Source organism: Nocardioides okcheonensis (assembly GCF_020991065.1).
Classification (GTDB): Bacteria; Actinomycetota; Actinomycetes; order Propionibacteriales; family Nocardioidaceae; genus Nocardioides; species Nocardioides okcheonensis.
Map to the genome: position 1 here is coordinate 3312332 of NZ_CP087710.1, position 24401 is coordinate 3336732.

Genomic DNA, 24401 nt, shown 5'->3' on the forward strand with positions numbered 1-24401 from the left:
AACCTGTTGTCCCACCCGGTGCTCCTCACCGGCCTGCCCCTGGCCGACGAGGGCGCGCACGCCCCTGTGGTCGCGCCCGACATGGGCAGCGGCGGCGTGTTCGACCTGCTCTGGCTGGTCATCGCCCTGCCGCTGCTCGGCGCGGTGGTGCTGCTCGGCGTCGCCCCGTTCCTGCCGGCGTCGCTGCGCGCCGCGGTCGACAAGCACGGCCACCTCCTCGGCACCGCCCTGGCCGCGCTCTCCTTCGTGCTCAGCCTCACGCTGTTCCTCACGCTGCTGGGCCGCGACGCCGAGGAGCGCCAGGTCGGCCAGCAGCTGTGGACCTGGTTCGAGACCGGCTCGCTGCGCGTCGGCATGGACCTGCTCTACGACCCGCTGGCGGCGCTGTTCCTGCTGCTGATCACCGGCGTTGGCTCGCTGATCCACGTCTACGCGATCGGCTACATGGCGCACGACCCGCGCCGCCGCCGGTTCTTCGGCTACCTCAACCTCTTCGTCGCGGCGATGCTGACGCTGATCCTGTCGGCGAACTTCGTGGGCCTGTTCCTCGGGTGGGAGGGCGTGGGCCTCGCGTCGTACCTCCTCATCGGGTTCTGGCAGCACAAGCCGTCGGCGGCCGCCGCCGCGAAGAAGGCGTTCGTCATCAACCGCGTCGGCGACATCGGCCTGACGCTGGCGATCGCGCTGATGTTCGCCACCTTCGGCACCACCGACTTCGGTGCGGTCAGCGAGCTCGCCGGCGAGGCCGACCAGGCGACGCTCAACGCGCTCGGCCTGCTGCTCCTCCTCGGCGCCTGCGGCAAGTCCGCCCAGGTCCCGCTGCAGTCGTGGCTGCTCGACGCGATGGAGGGCCCGACCCCGGTGTCGGCGCTCATCCACGCCGCGACCATGGTCACCGCGGGCGTCTACCTCGTGGTCCGCGCCAACTTCATCTACGAGCTCACCCCGGTCGCGCAGACCGCGGTCGTGGTGGTCGCCACCGTCACGCTGCTGTGGGGCGCGATCCTCGGCTGCGCCAAGGACGACATCAAGAAGGCGCTCGCCGGATCGACGATGAGCCAGATCGGCTACATGATGCTCGCCGCCGGCCTCGGCCCCGCCGGCTACCCGTACGCCATCTTCCACCTGCTGACCCACGGCTTCTTCAAGGCCAACATGTTCCTGGGCGCCGGCTCGGTCATGCACGGGATGGACGACGACGTCGACATGCGCCACTACGGTGCGCTGCGCTCGGCGATGCCGGTCACCTTCCTGACCTTCGCGATGGGCTACCTCGCGATCATCGGCTTCCCCGGGTTCTCCGGCTTCTGGTCCAAGGACCGGATCATCGAGACCGCGCTGGCCGACAACCTGCTCGTCGGCATCCTCGCCCTCGTCGGCGCCGGCATCACCGCGTTCTACATGACGCGGCTGATGCTGCTGACCTTCTTCGGCGAGAAGCGCTGGGAGAAGAACGTCCACCCGCACGAGTCGCCCAAGGTGATGACGTTCCCGCTCATCGTGCTGGCCGCGCTGTCGGTCCTGGGCGGCGTGCTGCTGCTCGGCGACTGGATCAAGACCTGGCTCGAGCCGGTCACCGGCACCGTCGAGCACCACGAGCCGCCGCTGCCTGCGCTGGTGATCACGCTGATCATCACCGCGGTCGTCGCGGCCGGGGTCGCGACCGCCTGGTTCCTCGTCGGCAAGCGCGACGTCCCGCGCACCGCGCCGACCGAGGTCTCCTTCGCGACCCGCGCGGCCCGCGCCGACCTCTACGGCGACGCGATCAACGACGCGGTGGTGGTGCGACCCGGATCCTCGCTGGTCGCCGGCCTGCTGCGCGTCGACCGCGGCGGGGTCGACGGTGCCGTCATGGGCGGAGCCGCCGCGGTCGGTGGCATCTCCCGGACGCTGCGTCGCGTCCAGAACGGCTTCGTCCGCTCCTACGCCCTGTCCCTCCTCGGTGGCGCCCTGCTGGTCGTCCTCGCTCTCCTGGCGGTGAACCTCGGATGATGCTCACAGTTCTCGTCCTGCTGCCGCTGGTCGGCGCGCTCGTGGTCGCGCTCGCGCCCCACGCCCTCGCGCGCACCATCGGCCTGGGCTTCGCGCTGGCCGCGCTGGTCTACGGCCTCGTCGTCGCCAGCCGCTACGACGTCGGCGCCGGCATGCAGCTCACCGAGACCCACGAGTGGATCGGGGCGCTCGGCGTCCACTACGCCCTCGGCGTCGACGGCCTCGGCCTGCTGATGGTCCTGCTCACCGTCGCCATCGTGCCGCCGGTGATGCTCGCCTCCTGGCGCGAGAGCGAGGAGCCCGGCAACAACGGCGCCAAGTCGTACTTCGCCTGGGTCCTGGCGCTCGAGGCGATGTCGCTGGCGGTCTACACCGCGACCGACGTGCTGCTGTTCTACGTGGTCTTCGAGGCCACGCTGATCCCGGCGTACTTCCTCATCGGCGGCTTCGGCCGCGAGGGTCGCGGCCGCGCTGCCACGAAGTTCCTGATCTACCAGCTCGCCGGCGGCCTCGTGCTGCTCGCGTCGGTCATCGGGCTCTACGTCGTCTCGGCCGACGCGGGAGCCCCCAGCTTCCTGCTCTCCGACCTCGCGGCGCTCGACATCGACCCGACCACCCAGCGCTGGCTGTTCGTCGGCTTCTTCATCGCCTTCGCGATCAAGGCGCCGGTGTTCCCCTTCCACACCTGGCTGGCCGACACCTCCGAGAAGGCGACCCCGAGCACCTCGGTGCTGCTGGTCTGCGTGCTCGACAAGATCGGCACCTTCGGCATGCTGCGCTACTGCCTCGGGCTGCTGCCCGACGCCTCGCAGTGGGCGACGCCGCTGGTCGTGGTGCTGGCGCTCATCTCGATCGTCTACGGCGCGCTGCTCGCGATCGGCCAGGACGACGTCCTGCGCCTGATCGGCCTGACCTCGCTGTCGCACTTCGGCTTCATCGTGCTGGGCATCTTCGTCTTCAGCGCCACCGGCGGGGCCGGCGCGATCCTCTACATGGTCAACCACGGCATCGCCACCGCGCTGATGTTCCTGGTCGCCGGGTTCCTCATCCACCGCACCGGCACGGCCTCGATCCGCGAGATGGGCGGCGTGGAGAAGCACGCGCCCAAGCTCGCGGGCGCGTTCCTCATCGCCGGCCTCGCGGCCTGCGGCCTGCCGGGCCTGTCGCCGTTCGTCTCCGAGATGATGGTGATCATCGCCGCCTTCGACCACCACTGGCTGGTCGGCTCGGTGGCGGTCCTCGCGATCGTGCTCGCCGCCATCTACGCGCTCTGGATGTACCAGCGCACGATGACCGGCCCCGACCGCGTCGACGTGGCGCCGGTCGTCGACCTCGACCGGCGTGAGGTCGGGATCGTGGCGCCGCTGGTGCTCGCGCTCGTGCTGTTCGGCTTCTACCCGATGCCGCTGCTCGACGTCATCAACCCCTACGTCCACGACTCGCTCGTGAGCGTGGGCCTCGGCCAGGAGGGTGGTCAGCAGTGATCGAGTTCGTGAAGCCCAGCGTCGAGTACTTCGAGCTCCTGCCCCTGCTCGTCGTCTTCGGTGCGGCGTGCCTCGGGGTCGTGGTCGAGGCGTTCGCGCCGCGCGCCGCCCGGTATCCCGCCCAGGTCGCGCTGTCGCTGGTCGCCCTCGTCGTCGCCCTCGTGGGCGTGGTGCTGGTCGCCGGCGACGTGAAGTCCTACGAGGACGGCGCCGCGCGCGGCATCCTCGCGGTCGGCGGCACCATCGCCGTCGACGGGCCGAGCCTGTTCCTCTGGGGGCTGGTCCTCGCGCTCGCCATCGGCGGCGTGCTGCTGTTCGCCGAGCGCCACCTCGACGGCGGCGTCTCGGCCTTCGCCGGCCAGGCCGCCACGGTCCCCGGCACCGACGCGGAGACCGCCGCGATCGCCGCCCAGCGCGAGCACACCGAGGTCTACCCGCTGATGATGTTCGCGGTCTTCGGGATGATGCTGTTCCCGGCCTCCAACGACCTGCTCACCATGTTCGTCGGCCTCGAGGTGCTCAGCCTCCCGCTCTACCTGCTCAGCGGCCTGGCGCGCCGTCGCCGCCTGCTGAGCCAGGAGGCGGCGCTGAAGTACTTCCTGCTCGGCGCGTTCTCGTCCGGCTTCTTCCTCTACGGCGCGGCGCTGATCTACGGCTACGCCGGCTCGCTCGACTTCAGCGCGATCAACGAGGCCGTGCGCAACGACGTCGGCAGCTCGGCGCTGCTGCTGATCGGCACCGGCCTGCTGTCGGTCGGCCTGCTCTTCAAGGTCGGTGCGGTCCCGTTCCAGGCCTGGACCCCCGACGTCTACCAGGGGGCGCCCACCCCGGTGGTGGCGTTCATGGCCGCCGGCACCAAGGTCGCGGCCTTCGGCGCGCTGCTGCGCCTGTTCTACGTCGCGCTCGGCGCCGACCGGTGGTCGTGGCAGCCGATGATGTGGGTCGTCGCGATCCTGTCGATGTTCGTCGGCGCGATCCTGGCCACCACGCAGACCGACATCAAGCGGCTGCTGGCGTACTCGTCGGTGGCCCACACCGGCTTCATCCTCGTCGGCGTGGTCGGCCTGCAGGGCTCGGCGCAGCTCGCCGACGGGGAGATCACCTCGCTGCAGGCGGTGCTGTTCTACCTCGCGACCTACGGCTTCGCCACGATCGGCGCGTTCGCGGTCGTGAGCCTGGTGCGGGACGGCGGCGGCGAGACCACGGCCCTCGACCGCTGGGCCGGGCTCGGCAAGGAGTCGCCGGTCGTCGCGGCGGTCTTCGCGTTCTTCCTGCTCGCCCTCGCCGGCATCCCGCTGACGGCGGGCTTCGTCGGCAAGCTGGCGGTCTTCTCGGTGGCGCTCGCGGCCGGGGCCTGGCCGGTGGTGGTGGCGGCGATCCTGGCCAGCATCATCGCGGTCTTCCTCTACGTCCGGGTCATCAAGGTCATGTACTTCGACAAGCCCGTCGGCGACGGCCCGACCGTGGCGTACCCGTCCGTCCTCACCGCGACCACGATCGCCGTCGGTGCCGCGGTGACCCTCGTCCTGGGCGTCCTGCCGGGCCCGGTGCTCGACCTGGCCGCGGTTGCGGGAGAATTCATCAGGTGACCGACTCGTCCCTCGCCCTCCCCGTCGTCGACGCGGCTCTCGAGCAGCGGCTCGTCGACCGGCTGGCCCGCATCGACGAGCAGCTCGCCCGGCACTGCCAGGGGCGTACGCCCTACGTCACCGAGGCCGCCACGCACCTGATGATGGCCGGCGGCAAGCGGTTCCGGCCGTTGCTGGTGCTGCTCGCCGCGGAGACCGGTCCGCACCCGGAGGCCACCGAGGTCGAGACCGCCGCGTGCGTCGTCGAGCTCACCCACGTGGCGTCGCTCTACCACGACGACGTGATGGACGAGGCCGACCTGCGCCGCGGCGCCGACACGGCCAACGCGCGCTGGGACAACCTGGTCGCGATCCTCACCGGCGACTTCCTGTTCGGCCGCTCGTCCGAGCTCACCGCCGACCTCGGCCCCGAGGCCGTACGGATCCAGGCGCGCACCTTCACCCGCCTGGTCGAGGGGCAGATCCAGGAGACCGTGAAGCCCGGCCCGGGCGAGGACCCGCTGGAGCACTACCTCGACGTCGTCGCCGGCAAGACGGGGTCGCTGATCGCCACCTCGGCCCGCTACGGCGCGATGTTCGCCGGGGCCCGCCCCGAGGTGGTCGAGGCGCTCGCGGCCTACGGCGAGATCGTCGGCTCGGCGTTCCAGCTCTCCGACGACATCCTCGACATCGCCTCGGAGTCCGAGACGTCGGGCAAGACGCCGGGCACCGACCTGCGCGAGGGCGTCCCCACGCTCCCCGTCCTGATGGCCCAGGCCTCCAGCGACCCGGCCGACGCGCGGCTGCTCGAGCTGCTCGGCCGCCCGCTGACCGACGACGCCGAGCACGCCGAGGCGCTGTCGCTGCTGCGGGCGCACCCCGCGATGGACCGGGCGCGCGAGCACGTCCTCGGCCAGGCCGCCCAGGCCAAGAAGCTGCTCGAGGTCCTCGACCCGGGCCCGGTGCGCACCGCGCTGGAGTCGTTCGCCGACGTCGTGGCGACCCGCTCGGCCTGACGCACCGCCGTCGGCTAGGGCAGCTCTGCCGAGCAGTCCGGCCAGGCCAGGAGCAGGCGCGCGGGCGCGTCGTCCGGGGGACCGACGTCGCGATCCCGGGATCGGACGAACCCGGCTGCGGTCCACATCGCGAAGGCGGCGGGGTCGTCGGCCGCCGGGTCGACCGTGAGGGGGCGCCAGCCGTGACGGTCGAGGTGTCGGGCGAGCAGGGCAGCGGCTCTCCTCCCGGTGCCACGACCCTGGGCGCCGGCGGAGACGAACATGTCGAGCCCGTGGCGGTCGGGTCCGCGCCAGGCCTGGACATAGCCGCACGGCGCGCCGTCCCGCACGATGATCCAGGACAGGACGGCAGGCGCGCGGCGCCCGGTGTACTTCGCCCGGACCTCGGCGAGGCCGAGCGGCCGACCGCCCCAGCCGCGGTGCACGGCGGGGTGGGCCAGCCACCGGGTCAGCATCTCGGCGTCCTCGTCTCGGGCCGGACGGAGCGCGCAGCCGGCGCCGCCGTCGAGGTGCTCAGCGGCAGGAGGTCGGGTGCCGGCCTCACGCACCGGTCAGCCGTCCCATCACGACGGTCGCGTCGCTGGTGCCCGGACCGACGACCTCCCAGCCCTCTGCTGCGTAGAGCCGCCGTGCGGGATCGTCGGCGTCGGCGGTGGTCATCAGCAGGAGCCGGTCGTGGGGGAGGTCGGCGAGCAGCGCCCGCAGCAGGGCGCGGCCGGTGCCGCGGCCGCGGGCCTCGGCGAGGACGCCGACGCTGACCACCTCGAAGTGGCCGTCCAGCCAGGCGGCCGCGACCTCGGGCGGGAGTGTCTGGCGGACCCGGTCGGTCCACCACTGGCCGGAGCGCCCGGTGTAGCCGTAGGCGAACCCGACCGCCCGGCCGTCGGCGTACGCCCGTGCTAGCCGGAAGCCCTCCCGCGCGGTGTGGCGCTCCCACACGGCCTCGCGCCAGGTCGCCTCGTCCGGCTGGTCGCCGAAGACCGGGTCGTAGACCGACCACACCTCGGCACCGTCCGCACCCGTCGCCTCGTCGACCACCGTCAGCCCCGTCACGCTCCATGTCTACCGCGCGGGTGGGGCCGGGGCTGACAGGATGGGGGTGCGGTCGCGCGGCTCCTGATCGTGGTCTCCGGTCTCCCGGCAAGCGGGAAGTCGACCCTCGGGCGCGCCCTCGCAGGTCGGCTCGGGGTGCCGCTGCTCGACAAGGACGAGATCCTCGAGGGGCTCTTCGACTCGCTCGGCTGCGCCGGCCCGGAGGACCGACGACGGCTGAGCCGTGCGAGCGACGAGGTGCTGTTCCGCCTCGCGTCGGACGCCCGCCTCGCGGTGCTCGTCAGCTGGTGGCACCCAGGAGCGGCCGACCGGCTCTGCGCTGCGGCCGATCACCTGGTCGAGGTGCACTGCGCCTGCCCGGTCGAGGTGGCGGCCGGGCGCTTCGCCGGACGGCGGCGCCATCCGGGGCACCTCGACGACCTGCGTACTCCGACCGACCACCTGGCCTCCCTCACGGAGGCGGACCGGCTGTCACCGGGCCCGCTGGGGGTCGGCGAGCTCGTCACGGTCCGGACGGACCGCGAGGTCGACGCGGACGACGTGGCGGCGCAGGTCCGTGCAGCGGCCACCCGTCTCGGCGTCGTCGTGGGCTAGCGGGCCGCGAACTCCTCGATCCGCGCTGCCACCCCGGGGTCGAGCCCGGCGCGGAGTGCGTCGAGGTCGTGGGACAGGTACGAGTGGGCGCCGCACCAGTCGGACTTCACCACCACGCCGTCGACGCACCAGTGCGCGTTGCTCGCGCGTCCGTCCACGGCAAGCTGCACGCGCTCGGCCGACACGGTGGAGCCGTCCAGCAGGGTCGTGGTCTCCAGCCCCTCCCGGCGCAGGATGGCTCGCTGCGCGGCAGCCTCCGGCTCGCTCTCGTCGAACTGGAGCCAGGACGTCGCGTCCTGCTGCTCGCCGAGCATCTGCGCCAGGACCAGGTGCTCTCCGTAGCCGCCGATGGCACCCGACAGGTGCGGGTGCGGCCTGCCGTCGACGTGCACGGTGCCGTCCGTTCCGCGCGTCCCGACGCGCCGGATGCCGGACGTGGGGGAGTCGTAGGTGAATCCGGTCCACGCGCGGACGTCGCCGTCGTGGTGCACGACGTGGTCCACCAGGTAGACCGGGGCGTCGTCGCCCGTCCTGAACACGGTGCGCGTCCGGAGGCTCCGGGGCCCCACGTGACGGAGGATGGCGCCGCAACGCCCGGCGTCACCGTCCACGAAGGCGTGGTTCTCGGTCCTCACGGGTCTCCTCGACGTCACGGACTCGCGCACGAGCGAGCCACGGAGTACTCCTTCCGCAGGAGCGTGCCGCGAAACATCCGAAGCCCCCGGAACACGCCTCTGGCCCCGTCACCGGGTGGGTGACGGGGTGTGGGGCGGGGTCATGGTCGCTCTGGCGCTGCGCCGGGTCTGTCAGGTGGGTCGAGGGCGGTGGTGCCGTGGTGGTCGCGGAGGTAGTGGTGGCCGTGGGGGCTGGTCCAGGTGAAGACGCCGGGGCTGGTCTGCTGGTAGCGCCAGAGGGTGTGGGTCTTGAGGCGGTGGTGGGACCGGCACAGGGCGGCGAGGTTGGAGGTGGCCGTCGGTCCGGGTTGGGGTCGTCCCTCGGTGGCGGCACGGTGGTCGTAGGGGGTGATGTGGTCGATGTCGCAGCCGCGGGCGGGGCGGGTGCACCAGGGGAACACGCAGGTGCGGTCGCGGAGGATGACGTGGTCGCGGAGGCGGTCGGGGATCGGGTAGCCGGGGCTGGTGAGCTCGGCGTTGAGGTCGATGACGGGGCGGAGGGTGACCTTGGTGCGTGAGGTGGTGCACCAGGTCCTGACCTGGTCGAGCAGGACGAGCCGTTGACCCTTCTCGAGTCGTCCGGTCGGGCCGAACACGGTCTCGACGACGTGACCGGTGTCGTCGGTGTCGTCGGTGAGGAGGGTGGCGTCGAGGTGGACGTGGAGCACGACCTCGCGGGCGGCGGGGAGGTCGTCGCCCGTCGGCTGGGACGGCTCGGTCGGCTCAGAAGTGTCGGACGGCTCGGGCGGGGTCGGCTGGCTCTGGGTCGGCTGGCTCTGGGTCGGCTGGCTCTGGGTCGGCTGGCTCTGGGTCGGCTGGTTCTGGGTGTGGAGGTCGAGGGCGGTCTGGGTGCGGGCGAGGTCGCCGAGGGCGGCGGCTCGTCGGGCACCCAGTGACGCGGTCGAGCCCAGCGCCTTGAACACGTCGGCGCCGTGCTGGATCGCGGAGTCGAGGTCGTAGGCGTCGGCGAGGTCGAGCTCGGCCTCCATCCGCATGACACCGTCGTAGTGGAGGTGGCGGGAGTCGAAGGTGACGTGGCGAGGGTCGGTGCCGAGGTAGCGGTCGTCCTCGAAGTCCCGGTGGTCCTCGCCTGCCTCGTCGTCCGGGCGCGGATCGGTGGAGAGGCCGTAGCGCGTGACGGCCTCGGCGACGAGCCGGTCGAGCTGCGCGGCACCCACACGTCCGGCGACCGCGGCGACCTGGTCGTCGATCCAGCCGGCCGCATCCGGGGTGAGAGCGGGCACGGCGTGGATGGTGGTCTCGGCCACGGCACGCGCCCGCCAGGCGGGGACGCGTCCGGCGTGGACCTGGTCCCAGAGGCGGGGGAGACGGTGGCGCAGCTCGAGCGAGTGCCCGACGAGCTTCTTGGCCGCCACCGTCGAGATGCCGAGGACGGCGCCGAGCTCGGGGATGCAGAACTCCGCGACCAGCGGGCAGCCGTCACCGGCGATGGGCTCCTCCTGCTCGGTGCCGGCGCCGCGGCTGGTGAAGGTCGCGGCGTGGTGGACCGACTCGGGCGGGTGGAGGTCGGCCCACCGGGCAGCGAGACGGAGCTGCCGGGCCGCTTCGGCATGCTCGTGCTGGCGTGAGTCGCGGATCGAGGCGAGCAGCGCGGAGGCGTCCAGGTCGTCGTCTGCGACCTGTCCCTCGGGTGCTGCCAGCGCCTCGCTCATGTGTTCGATTCTAGCGGCGGGCACCGACAGCCGAGCAGGCCGATGAGCACGCTGTGGACGACCGGACGACCGGACGACCGGCCGACCGGCCGACCGGCGACCCGCGTCAGCCCTCGAGCTCGTCGGCGTACTGCAGGACGCGCACGAGGACGACGGTGGCGTCGTCGGAGGCGAGCCGGCGAGCGTCGTCCGCGACCAGGTGCAGGCCGGTGACGACCTCGGCCATCGCCATCCCCACGGCCGTGCCGTCCTCGGCGCCGTCGTCGACCGCCGCATCGTCGTCGAGGTCGACCCAGGCCCGGTCGAAGAGCTCGCGCAGCTCGGCGGGCACGCGGGAGCGGTCGTCGAGGTAGACGTACTCGTGCTCGTCGAAGAGCAGCACGCCGTCGCGCGCGCACCCGAAGCGCTGGTGGGCCTGGATGTTGTCGCGCACGACGGCGGCCGCGCGGCCGTCACGCGACAGGGCGACCAGCACCGCGGTCGGCGGGTCCGCGTAACCGGTGTCCTCGGTCGCGAGCACGCCGCCCTCGACCTCGGTCAGCAGGTACGCGCTCCACGCGAACTGCTCCGGGTCGAGCTCGTGCGCCGGGACGTCCTCGATGCCCACGCCGCCGAGCGCCTCGACCACCTCGGGGACGGTGGCGCCGCTGGCCACCAGCACCGTGCCGCCGTCCGTGAGGAAGGTCGAGTCGACTTCGTCCAACAGCGCCTCGTAGTGCGCGACCAGGTCTCCCATGGCGGAGAGCCTAGGTCCGGGGGTCGGCTCGGGACGCGGGTTCGGCCAGAGAGGTCCGGGTCAGACCGCGCTGGCGCGCGCGACCAGCCGCAGCTGGCGGCGGCGGTGGTTGAGCGCCTCGACGGTGAAGACGACGAGCGCGACCCAGACGAGCGAGAAGCCGATCCAGCGGCTGGCGGGCATGTCCTCGTGGAAGACGACCAGGCCGAGCACGAACTGGATGGTCGGCGCGAGGTACTGCAGCAGCCCGAGCGACACCATCGACACCCGGATGGCCGCGGCACCGAAGAGCATGAGCGGGACGGCGGTGATGATGCCGGTGGTGGTGATCAGCAGCGCGTGCCCGAGGCCGTGGGAGCCGAAGTTGGACCGCCCCGTCTCGGCCAGCAATGCGACGTAGGCCAGCGCGACGGGCGCCATCACCAGCGTCTCGAGGGTGATCGACTCCACCGCCTCGACCGCGGCCTGCTTCTTCAGCAGCCCGTAGGTGCCGAAGGAGAAGGCCAGCACCAGCGCCACCCACGGCGGACGGCCGTAGTCGACGGCCAGCAGCACCACGGCGACGAGGGCCACCCCCATCGCGACCCACTGCAGCCGCCGCAGCCGCTCGCCCAGCACCAGCACCCCCATCAGCACCGTCACGAGCGGGTTGATGAAGTAGCCGAGCGACGTCTCCACGACGCGGTCGTTGTTGACGCCCCAGATGTAGCCGCCCCAGTTGATCGTGATGACCACCGCGGCGGCCGCGAGCAGCAGCACCTTGCGCCGGTCGCGCAGGAGCGCGCGGAAGGCGTCCACCCGTCGCCACAGGACGAGGACCAGCACCATCGTCAGGACCGACCACACGATGCGGTGCGCCAGGAGCTCGACGGCGCCGGCGGGCTCGAGCACGGTCCAGTAGAGGGGGAAGACACCCCAGAGCGTGTACGCCGACGCGCCCAGGAGCAGTCCGCGTCGGGAGTCTGGCACTCGCGAAGTCTAGGTGCGCCGTTTCCCCTACGATGGGGGGCGTCCTGGGGTTGGGACCCCGGGTCATTCGTCACTGTCTCTCGAGGGGGAGTTCCATCATGCGGATGTTCCGCGCCGTCCTGGCAGCGCTCGTCGCCGCCGTTCTCGTCATGGGTGCGCTCAGCACCGGCGCCAGCGCCGGCTCTGGGGTCAAGCGCGTCATCGACGAGAAGCCGCCCAAGCAGGTCACCTACAACGCCTTCAAGCTCAAGGGCACGATCAGCGAGCCGCAGGCCGACGGCACGGTGCTGCCCTACGCCAAGCAGAAGGTGAAGATCCTCAAGAAGGCGTGCGGGTCCTGCAAGTGGAAGGTCGTGAAGAAGGTGAAGACCGACGCGTCGGGCACCTTCAAGACCCGACTCTTCGCGCCCGCGAAGGGCCGCTGGAAGTGGCGCTCGAAGGTCGACGGCTCCAACGGCTACGCCAACACCAAGGGCAAGGTCTGGACGCTCTACTTCGACTGACCCGACCCGCCCGACCCGTCTGACCCTCGGTCAGACGATCGTCCAGGTGTCACCGCCGCCGATCAGCGCCGCCAGCCGTGCGGACTGGTCGGCGGCGTCGTTCCCGCCCCCGACGCCCTGGGACGCGGCCGCGACCTGCTCGCGCGCGCCGTCGTCGTACGTCGCGCGCTCGACCTGGCGGAAGATGCCGATCGGCGAGGTGTTGAGGTAGCCCGAGTCGGTGAGGCGCGAGATCGCGAACGCCGTCGTCGGGTCGGGGTTGTGGGCGTCGTGGACCAGGACGTCCGACGCGTCGACGTCGGTGGTCGCGACGACCTTCACGCCGCCGCCGACGGTGTCGCGCACCAGCGCCTTCGCGCCGCGACCGTCCTCGAGCGTCGCGCCGAAGGTGACCGGCTCGCCGTGGACGAGCGGGATGATCGCGTCGGCCTTGGTCTCGGGCGACTTGATCGCGTCGAACGCGCCGTCGTTGAAGATCGGGCAGTTCTGGTAGATCTCGACCAGCGAGGTGCCGCGGTGGGCGGCGGCCGCGGCGAGCACCGACGTGAGGTGCTTGCGGTCCGAGTCGATGGTCCGGGCCACGAAGGTGCCCTCGGCGCCGAGCGCCAGCGAGACCGGGTTGAACGGGTGGTCGATCGATCCCATCGGGGTCGACTTGGTGACCTTGCCGGTCTCGGACGTCGGGGAGTACTGCCCCTTGGTCAGCCCGTAGATCCGGTTGTTGAACAGCAGGATCGTCATGTTGACGTTGCGGCGCAGCGCGTGGATCAGGTGGTTGCCGCCGATCGACAGCGCGTCGCCGTCACCGGTGACCACCCAGACCGACAGGTCCTCGCGGGCCGTGGCGATGCCGGTGGCGATCGACGGGGCGCGCCCGTGGATCGAGTGCATGCCGTAGGTGTCGAGGTAGTAGGGGAAGCGCGAGGAGCAGCCGATGCCGGAGACGAACACGATGTTCTCCCGGCGCAGCCCGAGGTCGGGCAGGAACGACTGGACCGCCTTGAGCACGGCGTAGTCGCCGCAGCCGGGGCACCAGCGCACCTCCTGGTCGGAGGTGAAGTCCTTGCCGGTCTGCTTCTCGTCGGTGGTCGGGACGAGCTCGGTGCCGGTGCGGAGGCCGGGGAGGCCCAGCGCGACAGGGGTGCCGGTCAGGGGGGAGGTGCTCATCAGATGTGCTCCTTCTGGGTGGGCTCGCCCCACACGCCGAGGTCGATGTCGATGCCCTCGGCCTGGCCGACCAGCTCCGCGATCGCGTGGGCGAGCTCGGTGGCCTTGAGGGGAAGGCCGCGGACGTGGTTGTAGCCGACGGCGTCGACGAGGTACTTCGCGCGGAGCAGCAGCGAGAGCTGGCCGAGGTTCATCTCGGGCACCAGCACCCTGTCGTAGCCCTTCAGCACCTCGCCGAGGTTGGACGGGAACGGGTTGAGGTGGCGCAGGTGGGCCTGCGCGACGTCGTGGCCGGCCTTGCGCACGCGGCGTACGCCCGCACCGATCGGGCCGTAGGTCGAGCCCCAGCCGATCACCAGGACCTTCGCCCGGCCCGACGGGTCGTCGACCTCGAGCGGCGGGATGGAGTCGGCGATCCGGTCGACCTTGGCCTGGCGGGTGCGGACCATGAAGTCGTGGTTGGCCGGGTCGTAGGAGATGTTGCCGTGGCCGTCGCCCTTCTCGAGGCCACCGATGCGGTGCTCGAGGCCCGGCGTGCCGGGGATCGCCCACGGCCGGGCCAGGGTGGCCTCGTCGCGCAGGTAGGGCCAGAACTCCGCCTCGTCGCCCGAGCCGTGGTTCTTCTCGGTGGCGAAGGCGGGGTCGATCACGGGCAGCTCCTCGACCGTCGGGACCCGCCACGGCTCGGAGCCGTTGGCGAGGTAGCCGTCGGAGAGCAGCAGCACCGGGGTGCGGTAGGTGACCGCGATCCGGGTCGCCTCGACCGCGGCCGCGAAGCAGTCGCCGGGCGACTGGGGCGCCACGACCGGGACCGGCGCCTCGCCGTTGCGCCCGAACATCGCCTGCAGCAGGTCGGCCTGCTCGGTCTTGGTGGGCAGGCCGGTCGACGGACCGCCGCGCTGGACGTCGACGACGACGAGCGGCAGCTCGGTCATGACGGCCAGGCCGATCGCCTCGGACTTCAGCGCCACGCCGGGGCCCGAGGTCGAGGTCACGCCGAGGTGGCCGGCGTAGGAGGCGCCGATCGCGGCACCGACGCCGGCGATCTCGTCCTCGGCCTGGAAGGTCGTGACGCCGAAGGACTTGTGCTTGCTGAGCTCGTGGAGGATGTCGGAGGCCGGGGTGATCGGGTACGTCCCGAGGAACACCGGCAGGCCGGACTGCACGCCGCCCGCGACCAGGCCGTACGCCAGGGCGAGGTTGCCGGTGATGTTGCGGTAGGTGCCGGGCGGCAGCGTGGCCGGCTTGACCTCGTACTGGACCGCGAAGGCCTCGGTCGTCTCGCCGAAGTTCCAGCCCGACTTGAACGCCGTGATGTTGGCGTCGCGGATGTCGGGCACCTTGGCGAAGCGCTTGGCGAGGAACGTCGTCGTCGGGTCGGTCGGGCGGCCGTACATCCACGACAGCAGGCCGAGGGCGAACATGTTCTTCGCGCGCGAGGCGTCCTTGCGCGAGAGGCCGAACTCCTTGACCGCCTCCACCGTCATGCCGGTGAGGTCGACAGTGTGCAGCGCGTAGTCGGCGAGGGAGTCGTTGTCGAGCGGGTTCTCGACGTAGCCGGCCTTGGCCAGGTTGCGCGCGGTGAAGTCGTGGGTGTCGACGATGATCGTGGCGCCCTTGTGGAGGTCGCCGAGGTTGGCGCGCAGCGCCGCCGGGTTCATCGCGACCAGCACGTCGGGCGCGTCGCCCGCGGTGAGGATGTCGTGGTCGGCGAAGTGGACCTGGAACGACGAGACGCCCGGGAGGGTGCCCTGGGGCGCCCGGATCTCGGCCGGGAAGTTCGGCAGGGTGACCAGGTCGTTGCCGAACGCGGCCGTCTCCTGGGTGAATCTGTCTCCGGTCAGCTGCATGCCGTCGCCGGAGTCTCCCGCGAACCGGATGATGACGCGGTCGAGCTGCTTGACCTGCTTCTCGGGGGCTACCACAAGCGTCAACGATAGCCGCCGGGCCCGCGCCGACCGGCCGTGCCTGCGAAGTGGGACGGGCCCTCCGCGTGACGTGTGACACGGGTCATGCGACCCCGACGCGCCACTTGTCCAGACAATGCCACCACGGTCAATAAAGTCATGTATCTTTCTCGACATTGCTCACCGATCGAGAAAGACGAGTACCCCTCATGCAGATCCGTTCACGTGCCGCTCTCGCGGCCGTCCTGGTCGCGTCACTGGCCCTCTCCTCCTGCTCCTCGGACGGGTCGGGCGGCGGCAGCGGCAGCGACGACAGCGCCCTCCGCCTGAGCGGGTTCTCGATCCTCGAGGCGGCCAACGAGGGCATCTTCGAGGACTTCCAGGCCACGTCCGAGGGCGACGGCGTCGAGTTCGAGCCGTCCTACGGCGCCTCGGGTGACCAGAGCCGCGCGGTGGCCGACGGCTCGGCCGCGGACGTCGTCCACTACTCCCTCGAGACCGACGTGACCCGCCTGGTCGACGCCGGCCTCGTCGCGGACGACTGGAAGGACAACGAGACCAACGGCATCGCCACCTCCTCGGTCGTGGTGTTCGTGGTCCGCAAGGGCAACCCCGAGAACATCCAGACCTGGGACGACCTGGTGAAGCCGGGCGTCGAGGTCATCACGCCCAACCCGGGCTCCTCGGGCTCCGCCCGCTGGAACATCCTCGCCGCGTGGGCCCACGCCACCGGCGGCCAGGACGACGAGAAGGCCGGCCGCGACTTCATCACCTCGCTGCTCGGCAACATCATCGCCCTGCCGGCCAGCGGCCGCGAGGCGACCACCGCCTTCACCGACGGGTCGGGCGACGTCCTCCTCTCCTACGAGAACGAGGCGATCCTCGCCAAGCAGAACGGCGCCGACCTCGACTACGTCGTCCCCGACGACACCCTGCTCATCGAGAACCCGGCCGCGGTGACCACGGACGCCCCGCAGGAGGCGTCGGACTTCCTCACCTTCCTCACCGGCCCCGAGGCGCAGGCCGACTACGCGTCCTTCGGCTTCCGCCCGGTGGTCGACGGCGTGGAGATCCCCGAGATCGAGGGCGCCAACGACCCGAGCGACCCGTTCCCGACCCCCGGCACGCTCTACACCATCGACGACAACTTCGGTGGCTGGGCCGAGGCCGCGCCGAAGTTCTTCGGCACCGGCGAGGAGGGTGACCCGCTGGGCATCATCACCGAGCTCCAGCAGGAGACCGGCAAGGAGGGCGAGAGCTGATGTCAGCCGCCCTGTCCGGGGCGACGATCGACAACGCCGGTCCGGCCTCCCCCCAGGGAGGCCGGACCCGGCGCACGACCCCCCGGAGCACGCTCACCCCGGGCGCCGGGCTCGGCCTCGGCGTGGCGATGATCTGGTTCAGCCTGCTCGTGCTGCTGCCGCTCTCGGCCATCGTCGCGCGCGCCGCGGCGGGCGGCTGGAGCCAGTACTTCACGGTGCTGCAGAACCCGCAGACCTGGAACGCCGTCCAGCTCACCGTCACCCAGTCGCTGGTCGTCACGCTCATCAACGTCGTGGTGGGGACGGTGATCGCCTGGGTCCTCGTCCGTGACCGGTTCTGGGGGCAGAAGCTCCTCAACGTCATCATCGACGTCCCCTTCGCCCTGCCGACCGTCGTCGCCGGCCTGGTCCTGCTGGGCCTCTACGGCCCGAACAGCCCGATCGGCGTCGAGTGGGCGTTCACCCCCAACGCGGTGACCCTCGCGCTCGCCTTCGTCACGCTGCCGTTCATCGTGCGGACCGTGCAGCCGGTGCTCGAGGAGCTCGACACCGACGCCGAGCAGGCGGCCGCCTCCCTGGGCGCGAGCCGCGCCACCATCGTGCGCCGGATCGTCCTGCCCAGCCTGTTCCCCGCGATCGCGTCGGGCGCCGCGCTCAGCTTCGCGCGGGCGATCTCCGAGTACGGCTCGCTGGTCCTGCTGAGCGGCAACCGGCCCAACCAGACCGAGGTCGTCTCGGTCCGGGTGCTGTCCTTCATCGAGAACGGCAACTACTCCTCCGCGGCGGCGCTCGCATCGGTCATGCTCTTCGTGGCCCTCGTCGTGATCGTCGCCCTCGACCTCCTCCAGCGAAGGGTGGCCCGCCGTGGTTAAGCCCTCACCGATCGTCCGGTGGCTGCTGCGCCTGGTCGCGGTCGGCTACGTGTTCTTCCTGGTCGCCTGGCCGGTGGGGCTGCTCGTGCAGCGCACGTTCGACGGCGGCCTGACCAACCTCACCGACGCCCTCGGCGACGAGGACGTGGTCGCCGCCCTTGCCCTGACCGGCAAGATCGCGCTGGCCGCCGTGCTGATCAACCTCGTCTTCGGCGTGACGATCTCCCTGCTGCTGGTGCGCTACGAGTTCCCCGGCAAGCGGGCCCTCTCGGCGCTCGTGGACGTGCCGCTCTCGGTGTCGCCGGTCGTCGTCGGCCTGGCGCTGGTGCTCGTCTACAACACCCGCGACGGCTGGCTCGGTCCCGGCCTGGACGAGCGTGGCATCGCGATCATCTTCGCCACGCCGGGACTGGTGATGGCGACCTGCTTCGTCGCCCTCCCGCTCGTGATCCGCGAGGTCGTCCCGGTGCTCCACGAGATCGGCGACGACCAGGAGCAGGCGGCGCGCAGCCTCGGCGCCAACGGCCCGCAGACGTTCTGGCGGATCACCCTGCCCAGCATCAAGTGGGCGGTCGTCTACGGCGTCGTGCTCAGCCTGGCCCGCTCGGTCGGCGAGTTCGGCGCGGTCAAGGTCGTCTCCGACAACGTCGCCGGCCGGACCCAGACGGCGACGCTCGCGGTCGAGAAGAGCTACCAGAACTTCGCGCAGGGCGAGGCGTACGCCATCGCCTTCCTGCTGGTGATGGTGTGCGTCGCCAGCCTGATCGTCGTCGCGTTCCTCCGTCCCAAGGCTCATGACTGAGCACCTCGCACCACGAAAGGCAACCCCATGAGCATCCACGTGTCCGGGCTGAACAAGAAGTTCGGCGACTTCGTCGCGCTCGACGACGTGAACGTCACCATCCCGACCGGTCAGCTGACCGCCCTCCTCGGCCCGAGCGGCGGCGGCAAGTCCACCCTCCTGCGGATCATCGCCGGACTGGAGAAGGCGGACTCCGGCACGGTGACCATCGAGGGCACGGAGGCGACCCACCTGCCGCCCCAGAAGCGCAACGTCGGCTTCGTCTTCCAGCACTACGCGGTCTTCAAGCACATGACGGTGGCGAAGAACGTCGCCTTCGGCCTCGAGATCCGCAAGAAGCCGAAGGCCCAGGTCGTCGAGCGGGTCGACGAGCTGCTCAAGCTCGTGCACCTCTCGCAGTTCGGCCACCGGATGCCGTCGCAGCTCTCGGGCGGTCAGCGCCAGCGCATGGCGCTCGCCCGCGCGCTGGCCGTGGAGCCGAGCGTGCTCCTGCTCGACGAGCCGTTCGGCGCGCTCGACGCCAAGGTCCGCAAGGAGCTGCGCGACTGGCTGCGGCGCCTGCACGACGAGGTGCACGTGACGACCGTCTTCGTCACCCACGACCAGGAGGAGGCGATGGAGGTCGCCGACGAGATCGTGGTCATCAACGAGGGCCGCGTCGAGCAGGTCGGCACCCCCGACGAGCTCTACGAGGCGCCCGCCAACGACTTCGTGATGTCCTTCCTGGGCGACGTGACCCAGCTCGGCGGCGTCTCGCTGCGTCCCCACGACATCGACGTGTCGACCAGCCCGGTCCTGGCCGGCTCCACCGAGGGCACCGTCTCGCGGCTGCTCAAGGTCGGCTTCGAGGTCCGCCTCCACGTCCTCACCGTCGCCGGCGACGACGTCAGCGTGGTCCTGTCGCGCGCCGAGGCGCGCGCACTCGACCTGGCGGAGGGCAGCACCGTCTGGATCACCCCGGCGCCCGGGGCCGCCGTCGTGCCGTCGATGCGCGCCGTCGGGTGAGCGGCGTCCCATCCGGAAGTGGGTGCCGTCCGCCGGGCGGCGCCCACTAGGGTTTGCCGGTGACCATCGCTCCCACCCCGCTGAGCGCCGCCACCGAGCGGCTCTGGGCCGCAGTCGAGACCTACGACGGTGAGGTCGCCGACACCACGCTCGCCGACCTGCTCTGGCAGCGTTCGCTCGCCGACGCGATCACCCAGGTGGTCCTGCCGTTCCTCGGCGAGCTCGGCGACCGCTGGGAGCAGGGCCGGCTGTCGGTCGCCCACGAGCACTTCGTCAGCAACCTGCTGCGCCGCTGGCTCTGGGCCTTCGGCGGTCGGCCGGGCGACGACGGTGCCGTGGCGGACGGCCCCGTGGTGCTGCTGGCCTGCCCGCCGGGGGAGCGCCACGACCTGGTCCTGCTCAGCTTCTCGCTGCTGCTGGGGGAGAGCGGTGCCCGGACCCGCTACCTCGGCGCCGACACCCCGATGCCCGCGATCGTCGCGGCCGCCCGGGCCTCGCAGGCCGACGCCGTCGTGCTCGCAGCGACCCGCGACACCGCGCTCACCGCGGAGGCCACCGCCATCTCCCGGCTCGCGGTCGAGCACCCGGTCTTCGTCGCCGGTCGCGGCGCCACCCAGGGCGTGGCCGAGGGGCTGAACGCCCACCTGATGCCGCACGACCCGGTCGCCGCGGTGTCCTTCCTGACGACGGTCCTCGCCAGGTGACGACCGCGGCGCCGGGTCGGCGTCGCGCGTGGGCGGTGCTGCTCAGCGGTAGTTGGTGAACTGCACCGCGAAGTCGTAGTCCTGCGACTTCACCAGCTGCTGCACGGCCTGGAGGTCGTCGCGCTTCTTCGACGACACCCGCAGCTCCTCGCCCTGCACCTGCGCCTTGACGCCCTTGGGGCCCTCGTCGCGGATCAGCTTGGAGATCTTCTTGGCGTCCTCGGAGGTGATGCCCTCCTTGAGCGCGATGTCGATCTTGGACACCTGGCCCGACTGGCGCGGCTCGGACGCGTCGAGGATCTTCAGGCTCTGGTTGCGCTTGATGAGCTTGTCCTGGAAGACGCTGAGCACCGCGCTCGCGCGGTCGTCGGCGGAGGCGGTGATCTCGATCGCCTTCTCGCCCTTCCACTCGATGCTCGCCCCGGTGCCCTTGAAGTCGAAGCGGGTCGCGATCTCGCGGGCGGCCTGGCTCAGGGCGTTGTCGACCTCCTGGCGGTCCAGCTTGCTCACGATGTCGAAGCTCGAGTCAGCCATCTGTGTTGCCTCCTTGAGGGGCCTCCCGAGGGTGCCCCGGCGATTCGTGGTGAAGTCCGTGCCTTGCTATTCTTCCGCACGCCCCGGCAGGTTGCCCGAGCGGCCAAAGGGAGCTGACTGTAAATCAGCCGGCATTGCCTACAGAGGTTCGAATCCTCTACCTGCCACTGGAGACATCCAGGCACCAGGACCCCCGTCGTGCGACGGGGGTCCTGCTGCGTCCGGGGTCGTGCGTCCGGCGCCGGGCTGCTTGACTGCCCGGATGGACGCCACCCCACCGCCCGACGACGCCTGGCTCGACGCCGAGACGCGTCGCCTGCTGTCCTTCGGGGCCACCGGACGCCGCGTCGTCCACCCGCTCGGCGGGGCCGCCTGGCTCGGTGACGACGGCACCCCCGACCTCGCCCGGCCGGTGCACACCTGGATCACGGCCCGGACGGTCCACGTCTACGGCCTCGGTGCCCTGCTCGGCGTCGACGGCAGCCGCGAGGTCGCGACCGCGGCCCTCGACGGGTTGCGCACGACGCTGCGTGACCCCGAGCACGGTGGCTGGTTCGGGTCCGTCGCCCCCGACGGGAGCCCGGCGGAGACCGCCAAGGAGTGCTACGCCCACGCGTTCGTCGCGCTCGCCGGCGCCACCGCGGCCACCGCCGGCGTCCCCGGTGGCGAGGACCTGCTCGACGAGGCCGCCGAGGTGTTCGAGCGGCAGTTCTGGGACGACGCGACCGGGCGGGTCGTCGACGCGTGGGACCGGGCCTGGACCGCGCCCGACGACTACCGCGGGCTCAACGCCGCCATGCACTCCGTCGAGGCGATGCTCGCGGTCGGCGACGCGACCGGCGACCGTGCCTGGCACGAGCGGGCGGCGCGGCTCTCGGGCCTGGCCGTCGACCTCGCGGCGGCCTACGACGGGCGCCTCCCCGAGCACTTCGGCCCCGACTGGACCCCCGACCTCGAGCTCAACCGCGAGCGCCCGGACGACCCGTTCAAGCCGTTCGGCGCGACCGTCGGGCACGCCCTCGAGTGGTCGCGGCTGCTGCTCCACGTCGAGGCCACGCTCGGCGCGGACGCCCCCTCCGGCCTGCTGGACACCTCGCGGCTGCTCTTCGACCGCGCGGTCGCCGACGGCTGGGCGGCCGACGGCGCACCGGGCTTCGTCTACACGACCGACTGGGCGGGCACGCCGGTCGTGCGCCAGCGCTTCCACTGGGTCGCCGCCGAGGCGATCGGCGCCGCGGCCGCCCTGCACCGCCGCACCGGCGAGACGGCGTACGCCGACCGGTACGCCGCGTGGTGGGCCTACGTCGACGCGCACGTCCGCGACGTCGAGCGCGGCTCGTGGCACCACGAGCTGGACCCGCACAACCGGCCCGCCGCGACCGTCTGGCCCGGCAAGCCCGACCTCTACCACGCGGTCCAGGCCACGCTCCTTCCCCGGCTCCCGCTCGCCCCGGGTCTCGCGGCGGGGACCGCCCGGTGCCTCGGCGGCCCGCCGGCGGCATGATGTCCCCATGACCGACGAGCAGCCCCGCGTCCTGGTCGTCGGCGAGGCGCTCGTCGACGTGGTGCCCGACGACACCGGGACCCCGCGCGACCTGCCGGGCGGCAGCCCTGCCAACGTCGCGATCGCCCTCGCCCGGCTCGAGCGCGACGTCCGGCTGGTCACCGTCCTCGCCGACGACGACCGCGGCCGCCAGGTGCGGGCCTGGCTCGAGCGCAGCGGCGTCGTGGTCGAGGCGTACGCCCCGGCGGGCGGGCGTACGTCCAGCGCCACGGTCACCCTCGACGAGCACGGCGCCGCCAGCTATGTCTTCGACCTCGAGTGGGACCTCGCGTCGGCGCCCGACGACGAGCACGACGTGCTCCACGTCGGCTCCGTCGCGACCGTGCTCGCGCCGGGCGCCGACGCCGTGCTCGCCGCGGTCCGGGCCCACCGCGGCCGCGCGGTCGTCTCCCTCGACCCCAACGCCCGCCCCGCCCTGACGCCCGACCGCGCGCCGGTCGTGGCGCGGGTCGAGGAGCTGGTCGGCCTCTCCGACGTGGTCAAGGTCAGCGACGAGGACCTCGCCTGGCTCCACCCCGACGACGACCACGTCGCCGTCGCGACCCGCTGGGCCACACAGGGCCCCGGCCTCGTGGTCGTCACCCGCGGTGGCGACGGCGCGGTGGCCGTGCGCCCCGACGGGACCGTGCTCGAGGTGCCCGGCGTGCCGGTCGCGGTCGCCGACACGGTGGGCGCCGGTGACACCTTCAGCGGCGTGCTGGTCGACGCCCTCCTCGCCCTCGGCGTACGCGGGGCGGACGGCGCGTCCGTCCTGCGCGGGCTGTCCGACCGCGACGTCCTCGGCGCGGTGATGGCCGCCGCCGTCGGCGCCGCGATCAACGTCTCGCGCCCCGGCGCCGACCCGCCGTCGCGCGCCGAGCTGACCGCGGCCCTCGGCCCCGGGGCGGACCAGGAGTGAATCCGGAGCAGGTCCACGACATCGGGAAGCGTCGGGCCTGGGTGATCTGGGTCGTCGCGCTCGCGGTCTACGTCCTCGCGGTCTTCCACCGCAGCTCGCTCGGCGTCGCCGGCATCATCGCCGCCGACCGGTTCGGCATCAACGCGACCAGCCTGGCGACGTTCACCGTGCTCCAGCTCGTCGTCTACGCCGGCATGCAGGTGCCGGTCGGGGTCCTCCTCGACCGCTTCGGCTCCCGGGTGATGCTGCTGTCCGGGCTGGCGCTGATGACCGTCGGCCAGCTCGCCTTCGCCTTCGCCGGCTCGTTCGCGACGGCCGTGGCCGCGCGGGCGCTGGTGGGTGCGGGCGACGCGATGATCTTCGTGAGCGTGATCCGGCTGGTCACCGTGTGGTTCCTGGTCCGCCAGGCGCCGCTGGTCACCCAGCTCACCGGGCTCACCGGCCAGCTCGGCGCGATCGTCGCGGCCGGGCCGCTGTCGTTCCTGCTCCACCAGCTCGGGTGGACCCGCGCCTTCGCGCTCACCTCCAGCGTCGGCGTGGTGCTGCTGGTGGCGGTCGTGCTGCTCGTCAAGGACTCGCCCTACCGCCGCGACGAGGTCGTGGCGGTCAAGCTCCGCGCCCTCGCCGAGTCCGTGCGCACCGTCTGGGGCAACCCCGGCACCCGGCTCGGGATGTGGTCGCACTTCACCTCGCAGTTCGGCGCGACCGTCTTCACGCTGCTGTGGGGCTACCCGTTCCTCGTGCAGGGACTCGGCTGGACGACCGGCGAGGCGAGCACGCTGCTGATGGCGATGACCGCGTGGGCGGTCGTGAGCGGCCTCGTGCTGGCCCGGCTCGTCGCGCGGCTGCCCTACTACCGCTCGTTCATCGTGATCGGCGTCGTGCTGGCGATGGTGGTGCCGTGGACGGCCGTGCTGCTGTGGCCGGGTGCCGCGCCGGTGTGGCTCGTCGTGGTGATGGCCTTCGCCACCGCGAGCGGCGGTCCGGCGTCGATGGTCGCCTTCGACCTCGCGCGCTCCTTCACCCCGGCCCACGCGATCGGCCGCGCCAACGGGCTTGTCAACGTCGGCGGCTTCACCGCCTCGCTGCTGACCATGGCGCTGATCGGCGTCGTGCTCGACCTCGCCCAGCCCGGCGGCATGGACGCCTACGACCTCGGCGACTTCAAGCTCGCGCTGTCGGTGCAGTACCTCTTCTGGGCCTTCGGCATCTGGCAGATCCTGCGCTACCGCCGCCGCGGCCTCGCCCACCTCGACCGGGTCCACCCGGGCTCGATCGAGCAGATGCGCGCCGGGCAGCCCTTCGTCCACCCCGGGATCGGCACCGAGGGCGTGTAGGCCGCCTCGGCGGGCCATGACGTGCTGCGGTGAGGGCTCGTCCGGTCCACCGGGATGCGGGCGTCGGGAGCGGTGGCTGAGCCACGT

At 72.0% G+C, this 24401-nt stretch carries 23 protein-coding genes and 1 tRNA gene; 15 read left to right on the forward strand and 9 right to left on the reverse strand.

Features of this window, described 5'->3' with window-relative positions; all coding sequences use genetic code 11:
* Nucleotides 1-81 precede the first annotated feature (81 nt).
* The 4 genes from nuoL to LN652_RS16225 are packed head-to-tail and all read left to right on the forward strand — an operon-like array spanning nucleotide 82 to nucleotide 6060.
* A complete protein-coding gene (nuoL, locus tag LN652_RS16210) occupies nucleotides 82-1992 on the forward strand; it encodes an NADH-quinone oxidoreductase subunit L (RefSeq protein WP_230444762.1) in 1911 nt (636 codons plus the stop codon).
* Nucleotides 1992-3476 (forward strand): NADH-quinone oxidoreductase subunit M, encoded by a 1485-nt coding sequence (locus LN652_RS16215; RefSeq protein ID WP_230441638.1) that lies wholly within the window; start codon nucleotides 1992-1994, stop codon nucleotides 3474-3476. Before nuoL ends, LN652_RS16215 begins: the two co-directional genes overlap by 1 nt.
* Nucleotides 3476-5065: an NADH-quinone oxidoreductase subunit NuoN gene (nuoN, locus tag LN652_RS16220; protein WP_230444763.1), complete on the forward strand. Its 1590-nt coding sequence runs from the start codon at nucleotides 3476-3478 to the stop codon at nucleotides 5063-5065. The genes LN652_RS16215 and nuoN overlap by 1 nt, the downstream gene beginning before the upstream one ends.
* Nucleotides 5062-6060 (forward strand): polyprenyl synthetase family protein, encoded by a 999-nt coding sequence (locus LN652_RS16225; protein ID WP_230441639.1) that lies wholly within the window; start codon nucleotides 5062-5064, stop codon nucleotides 6058-6060. Before nuoN ends, LN652_RS16225 begins: the two co-directional genes overlap by 4 nt.
* 14 nt (nucleotides 6061-6074) lie before the next feature.
* Here the strand turns inward: LN652_RS16225 and LN652_RS16230 are convergent, their stop codons facing one another.
* Together LN652_RS16230 and LN652_RS16235 are read right to left on the reverse strand one after the other, a co-directional pair.
* Nucleotides 6075-6608: a GNAT family N-acetyltransferase gene (locus LN652_RS16230; protein WP_230441640.1), complete on the reverse strand. Its 534-nt coding sequence runs from the start codon at nucleotides 6606-6608 to the stop codon at nucleotides 6075-6077.
* On the reverse strand, nucleotides 6601-7113 hold the full coding sequence (locus LN652_RS16235) for a GNAT family N-acetyltransferase (RefSeq protein ID WP_230441641.1): 513 nt from the start codon (nucleotides 7111-7113) through the stop codon (nucleotides 6601-6603). The genes LN652_RS16230 and LN652_RS16235 overlap by 8 nt, the downstream gene beginning before the upstream one ends.
* A gap of 69 nt (nucleotides 7114-7182) precedes the next feature.
* Between LN652_RS16235 and LN652_RS16240 the strand changes: the two genes are divergently transcribed.
* Nucleotides 7183-7707, forward strand: a complete 525-nt coding sequence (locus tag LN652_RS16240; protein WP_230441642.1) for an AAA family ATPase — start codon at nucleotides 7183-7185, stop codon at nucleotides 7705-7707.
* On the opposite strand, the gene LN652_RS16245 is transcribed toward LN652_RS16240, so the two are convergent.
* The 4 genes from LN652_RS16245 to rarD form a co-directional block, all read right to left on the reverse strand.
* Nucleotides 7704-8246 carry a hypothetical protein gene (locus LN652_RS16245; protein ID WP_230441643.1) on the reverse strand — a complete coding sequence of 181 codons (543 nt, stop codon included), beginning with the start codon at nucleotides 8244-8246 and terminating at the stop codon, nucleotides 7704-7706. The genes LN652_RS16240 and LN652_RS16245 overlap by 4 nt on opposite strands.
* 236 nt (nucleotides 8247-8482) lie before the next feature.
* Nucleotides 8483-10054 (reverse strand): HNH endonuclease signature motif containing protein, encoded by a 1572-nt coding sequence (locus LN652_RS16250; protein WP_230441644.1) that lies wholly within the window; start codon nucleotides 10052-10054, stop codon nucleotides 8483-8485.
* 106 nt (nucleotides 10055-10160) lie between these two features.
* Nucleotides 10161-10790: a DUF6461 domain-containing protein gene (locus tag LN652_RS16255; RefSeq protein WP_230441645.1), complete on the reverse strand. Its 630-nt coding sequence runs from the start codon at nucleotides 10788-10790 to the stop codon at nucleotides 10161-10163.
* Between the two features lie 60 nt (nucleotides 10791-10850).
* The gene (gene rarD / locus LN652_RS16260) at nucleotides 10851-11759 is read right to left on the reverse strand and encodes an EamA family transporter RarD (protein ID WP_230441646.1); all 909 of its coding nucleotides are present in this window, start codon (nucleotides 11757-11759) and stop codon (nucleotides 10851-10853) included.
* Between the two features lie 104 nt (nucleotides 11760-11863).
* On the opposite strand from rarD, the gene LN652_RS16265 reads away from it, so the two are divergent.
* Nucleotides 11864-12262 (forward strand): hypothetical protein, encoded by a 399-nt coding sequence (locus LN652_RS16265; protein WP_230441647.1) that lies wholly within the window; start codon nucleotides 11864-11866, stop codon nucleotides 12260-12262.
* A gap of 30 nt (nucleotides 12263-12292) precedes the next feature.
* On the opposite strand, the gene LN652_RS16270 is transcribed toward LN652_RS16265, so the two are convergent.
* Together LN652_RS16270 and LN652_RS16275 are read right to left on the reverse strand one after the other, a co-directional pair.
* Nucleotides 12293-13429, reverse strand: coding sequence for a 2-oxoacid:ferredoxin oxidoreductase subunit beta (locus tag LN652_RS16270; RefSeq protein ID WP_230441648.1), 1137 nt, complete (start codon nucleotides 13427-13429; stop codon nucleotides 12293-12295).
* Nucleotides 13429-15354, reverse strand: a complete 1926-nt coding sequence (locus LN652_RS16275) for a 2-oxoacid:acceptor oxidoreductase subunit alpha (protein ID WP_230441649.1) — start codon at nucleotides 15352-15354, stop codon at nucleotides 13429-13431. The genes LN652_RS16270 and LN652_RS16275 overlap by 1 nt, the downstream gene beginning before the upstream one ends.
* A 191-nt stretch (nucleotides 15355-15545) precedes the next feature.
* On the opposite strand from LN652_RS16275, the gene LN652_RS16280 reads away from it, so the two are divergent.
* Genes LN652_RS16280 through LN652_RS16300 form a run of 5 tightly spaced genes read left to right on the forward strand, consistent with a single transcriptional unit; the run spans nucleotide 15546 to nucleotide 19981 of the window.
* Entirely contained in the window at nucleotides 15546-16598 is a 1053-nt protein-coding gene (locus LN652_RS16280) for a sulfate ABC transporter substrate-binding protein (protein ID WP_230441650.1), read from the forward strand.
* Complete coding sequence (cysT, locus tag LN652_RS16285) at nucleotides 16598-17470, forward strand: sulfate ABC transporter permease subunit CysT (RefSeq protein ID WP_230441651.1); 873 nt, start codon at nucleotides 16598-16600, stop codon at nucleotides 17468-17470. The genes LN652_RS16280 and cysT overlap by 1 nt, the downstream gene beginning before the upstream one ends.
* Nucleotides 17463-18272, forward strand: a complete 810-nt coding sequence (locus LN652_RS16290) for a sulfate ABC transporter permease subunit (protein ID WP_230441652.1) — start codon at nucleotides 17463-17465, stop codon at nucleotides 18270-18272. The genes cysT and LN652_RS16290 overlap by 8 nt, the downstream gene beginning before the upstream one ends.
* A 27-nt stretch (nucleotides 18273-18299) precedes the next feature.
* Nucleotides 18300-19277 (forward strand): sulfate/molybdate ABC transporter ATP-binding protein, encoded by a 978-nt coding sequence (locus LN652_RS16295; RefSeq protein ID WP_230441653.1) that lies wholly within the window; start codon nucleotides 18300-18302, stop codon nucleotides 19275-19277.
* Nucleotides 19278-19336: 59 nt separating this feature from the next.
* Nucleotides 19337-19981: a cobalamin B12-binding domain-containing protein gene (locus tag LN652_RS16300; RefSeq protein WP_230441654.1), complete on the forward strand. Its 645-nt coding sequence runs from the start codon at nucleotides 19337-19339 to the stop codon at nucleotides 19979-19981.
* Between the two features lie 42 nt (nucleotides 19982-20023).
* Here the strand turns inward: LN652_RS16300 and LN652_RS16305 are convergent, their stop codons facing one another.
* Nucleotides 20024-20515: a YajQ family cyclic di-GMP-binding protein gene (locus LN652_RS16305; RefSeq protein WP_230441655.1), complete on the reverse strand. Its 492-nt coding sequence runs from the start codon at nucleotides 20513-20515 to the stop codon at nucleotides 20024-20026.
* An 85-nt stretch (nucleotides 20516-20600) separates the two neighbouring features.
* Between LN652_RS16305 and LN652_RS16310 the strand changes: the two genes are divergently transcribed.
* The 4 genes from LN652_RS16310 (at nucleotide 20601) to LN652_RS16325 (ending at nucleotide 24314) form a co-directional block, all read left to right on the forward strand.
* Nucleotides 20601-20682, forward strand: a tRNA-Tyr gene (locus LN652_RS16310).
* A 95-nt stretch (nucleotides 20683-20777) separates the two neighbouring features.
* Nucleotides 20778-22019 carry an AGE family epimerase/isomerase gene (locus tag LN652_RS16315; protein WP_230441656.1) on the forward strand — a complete coding sequence of 414 codons (1242 nt, stop codon included), beginning with the start codon at nucleotides 20778-20780 and terminating at the stop codon, nucleotides 22017-22019.
* A gap of 7 nt (nucleotides 22020-22026) precedes the next feature.
* Nucleotides 22027-22977: a carbohydrate kinase family protein gene (locus LN652_RS16320; protein WP_230441657.1), complete on the forward strand. Its 951-nt coding sequence runs from the start codon at nucleotides 22027-22029 to the stop codon at nucleotides 22975-22977.
* Complete coding sequence (locus tag LN652_RS16325; RefSeq protein WP_230441658.1) at nucleotides 22974-24314, forward strand: MFS transporter; 1341 nt, start codon at nucleotides 22974-22976, stop codon at nucleotides 24312-24314. The genes LN652_RS16320 and LN652_RS16325 overlap by 4 nt, the downstream gene beginning before the upstream one ends.
* The last annotated feature ends 87 nt before the right edge of the window (nucleotides 24315-24401 follow it).

Coding starts and splice junctions, on each gene's coding strand:
- nuoL (WP_230444762.1), top strand. CDS start 82: ATGGGCAGCGGCGGCGTGTTCGACCTGCTCTGGCTGGTCATCGCCCTG.
- LN652_RS16215 (WP_230441638.1), top strand. CDS start 1,992: ATGCTCACAGTTCTCGTCCTGCTGCCGCTGGTCGGCGCGCTCGTGGTC.
- LN652_RS16250 (WP_230441644.1), bottom strand. CDS start 10,054: ATGAGCGAGGCGCTGGCAGCACCCGAGGGACAGGTCGCAGACGACGAC.
- LN652_RS16255 (WP_230441645.1), bottom strand. CDS start 10,790: ATGGGAGACCTGGTCGCGCACTACGAGGCGCTGTTGGACGAAGTCGAC.
- LN652_RS16265 (WP_230441647.1), top strand. CDS start 11,864: ATGTTCCGCGCCGTCCTGGCAGCGCTCGTCGCCGCCGTTCTCGTCATG.
- LN652_RS16270 (WP_230441648.1), bottom strand. CDS start 13,429: ATGAGCACCTCCCCCCTGACCGGCACCCCTGTCGCGCTGGGCCTCCCC.
- LN652_RS16280 (WP_230441650.1), top strand. CDS start 15,546: ATGCAGATCCGTTCACGTGCCGCTCTCGCGGCCGTCCTGGTCGCGTCA.
- cysT (WP_230441651.1), top strand. CDS start 16,598: ATGTCAGCCGCCCTGTCCGGGGCGACGATCGACAACGCCGGTCCGGCC.
- LN652_RS16295 (WP_230441653.1), top strand. CDS start 18,300: ATGAGCATCCACGTGTCCGGGCTGAACAAGAAGTTCGGCGACTTCGTC.
- LN652_RS16305 (WP_230441655.1), bottom strand. CDS start 20,515: ATGGCTGACTCGAGCTTCGACATCGTGAGCAAGCTGGACCGCCAGGAG.
- LN652_RS16315 (WP_230441656.1), top strand. CDS start 20,778: ATGGACGCCACCCCACCGCCCGACGACGCCTGGCTCGACGCCGAGACG.
- LN652_RS16320 (WP_230441657.1), top strand. CDS start 22,027: ATGACCGACGAGCAGCCCCGCGTCCTGGTCGTCGGCGAGGCGCTCGTC.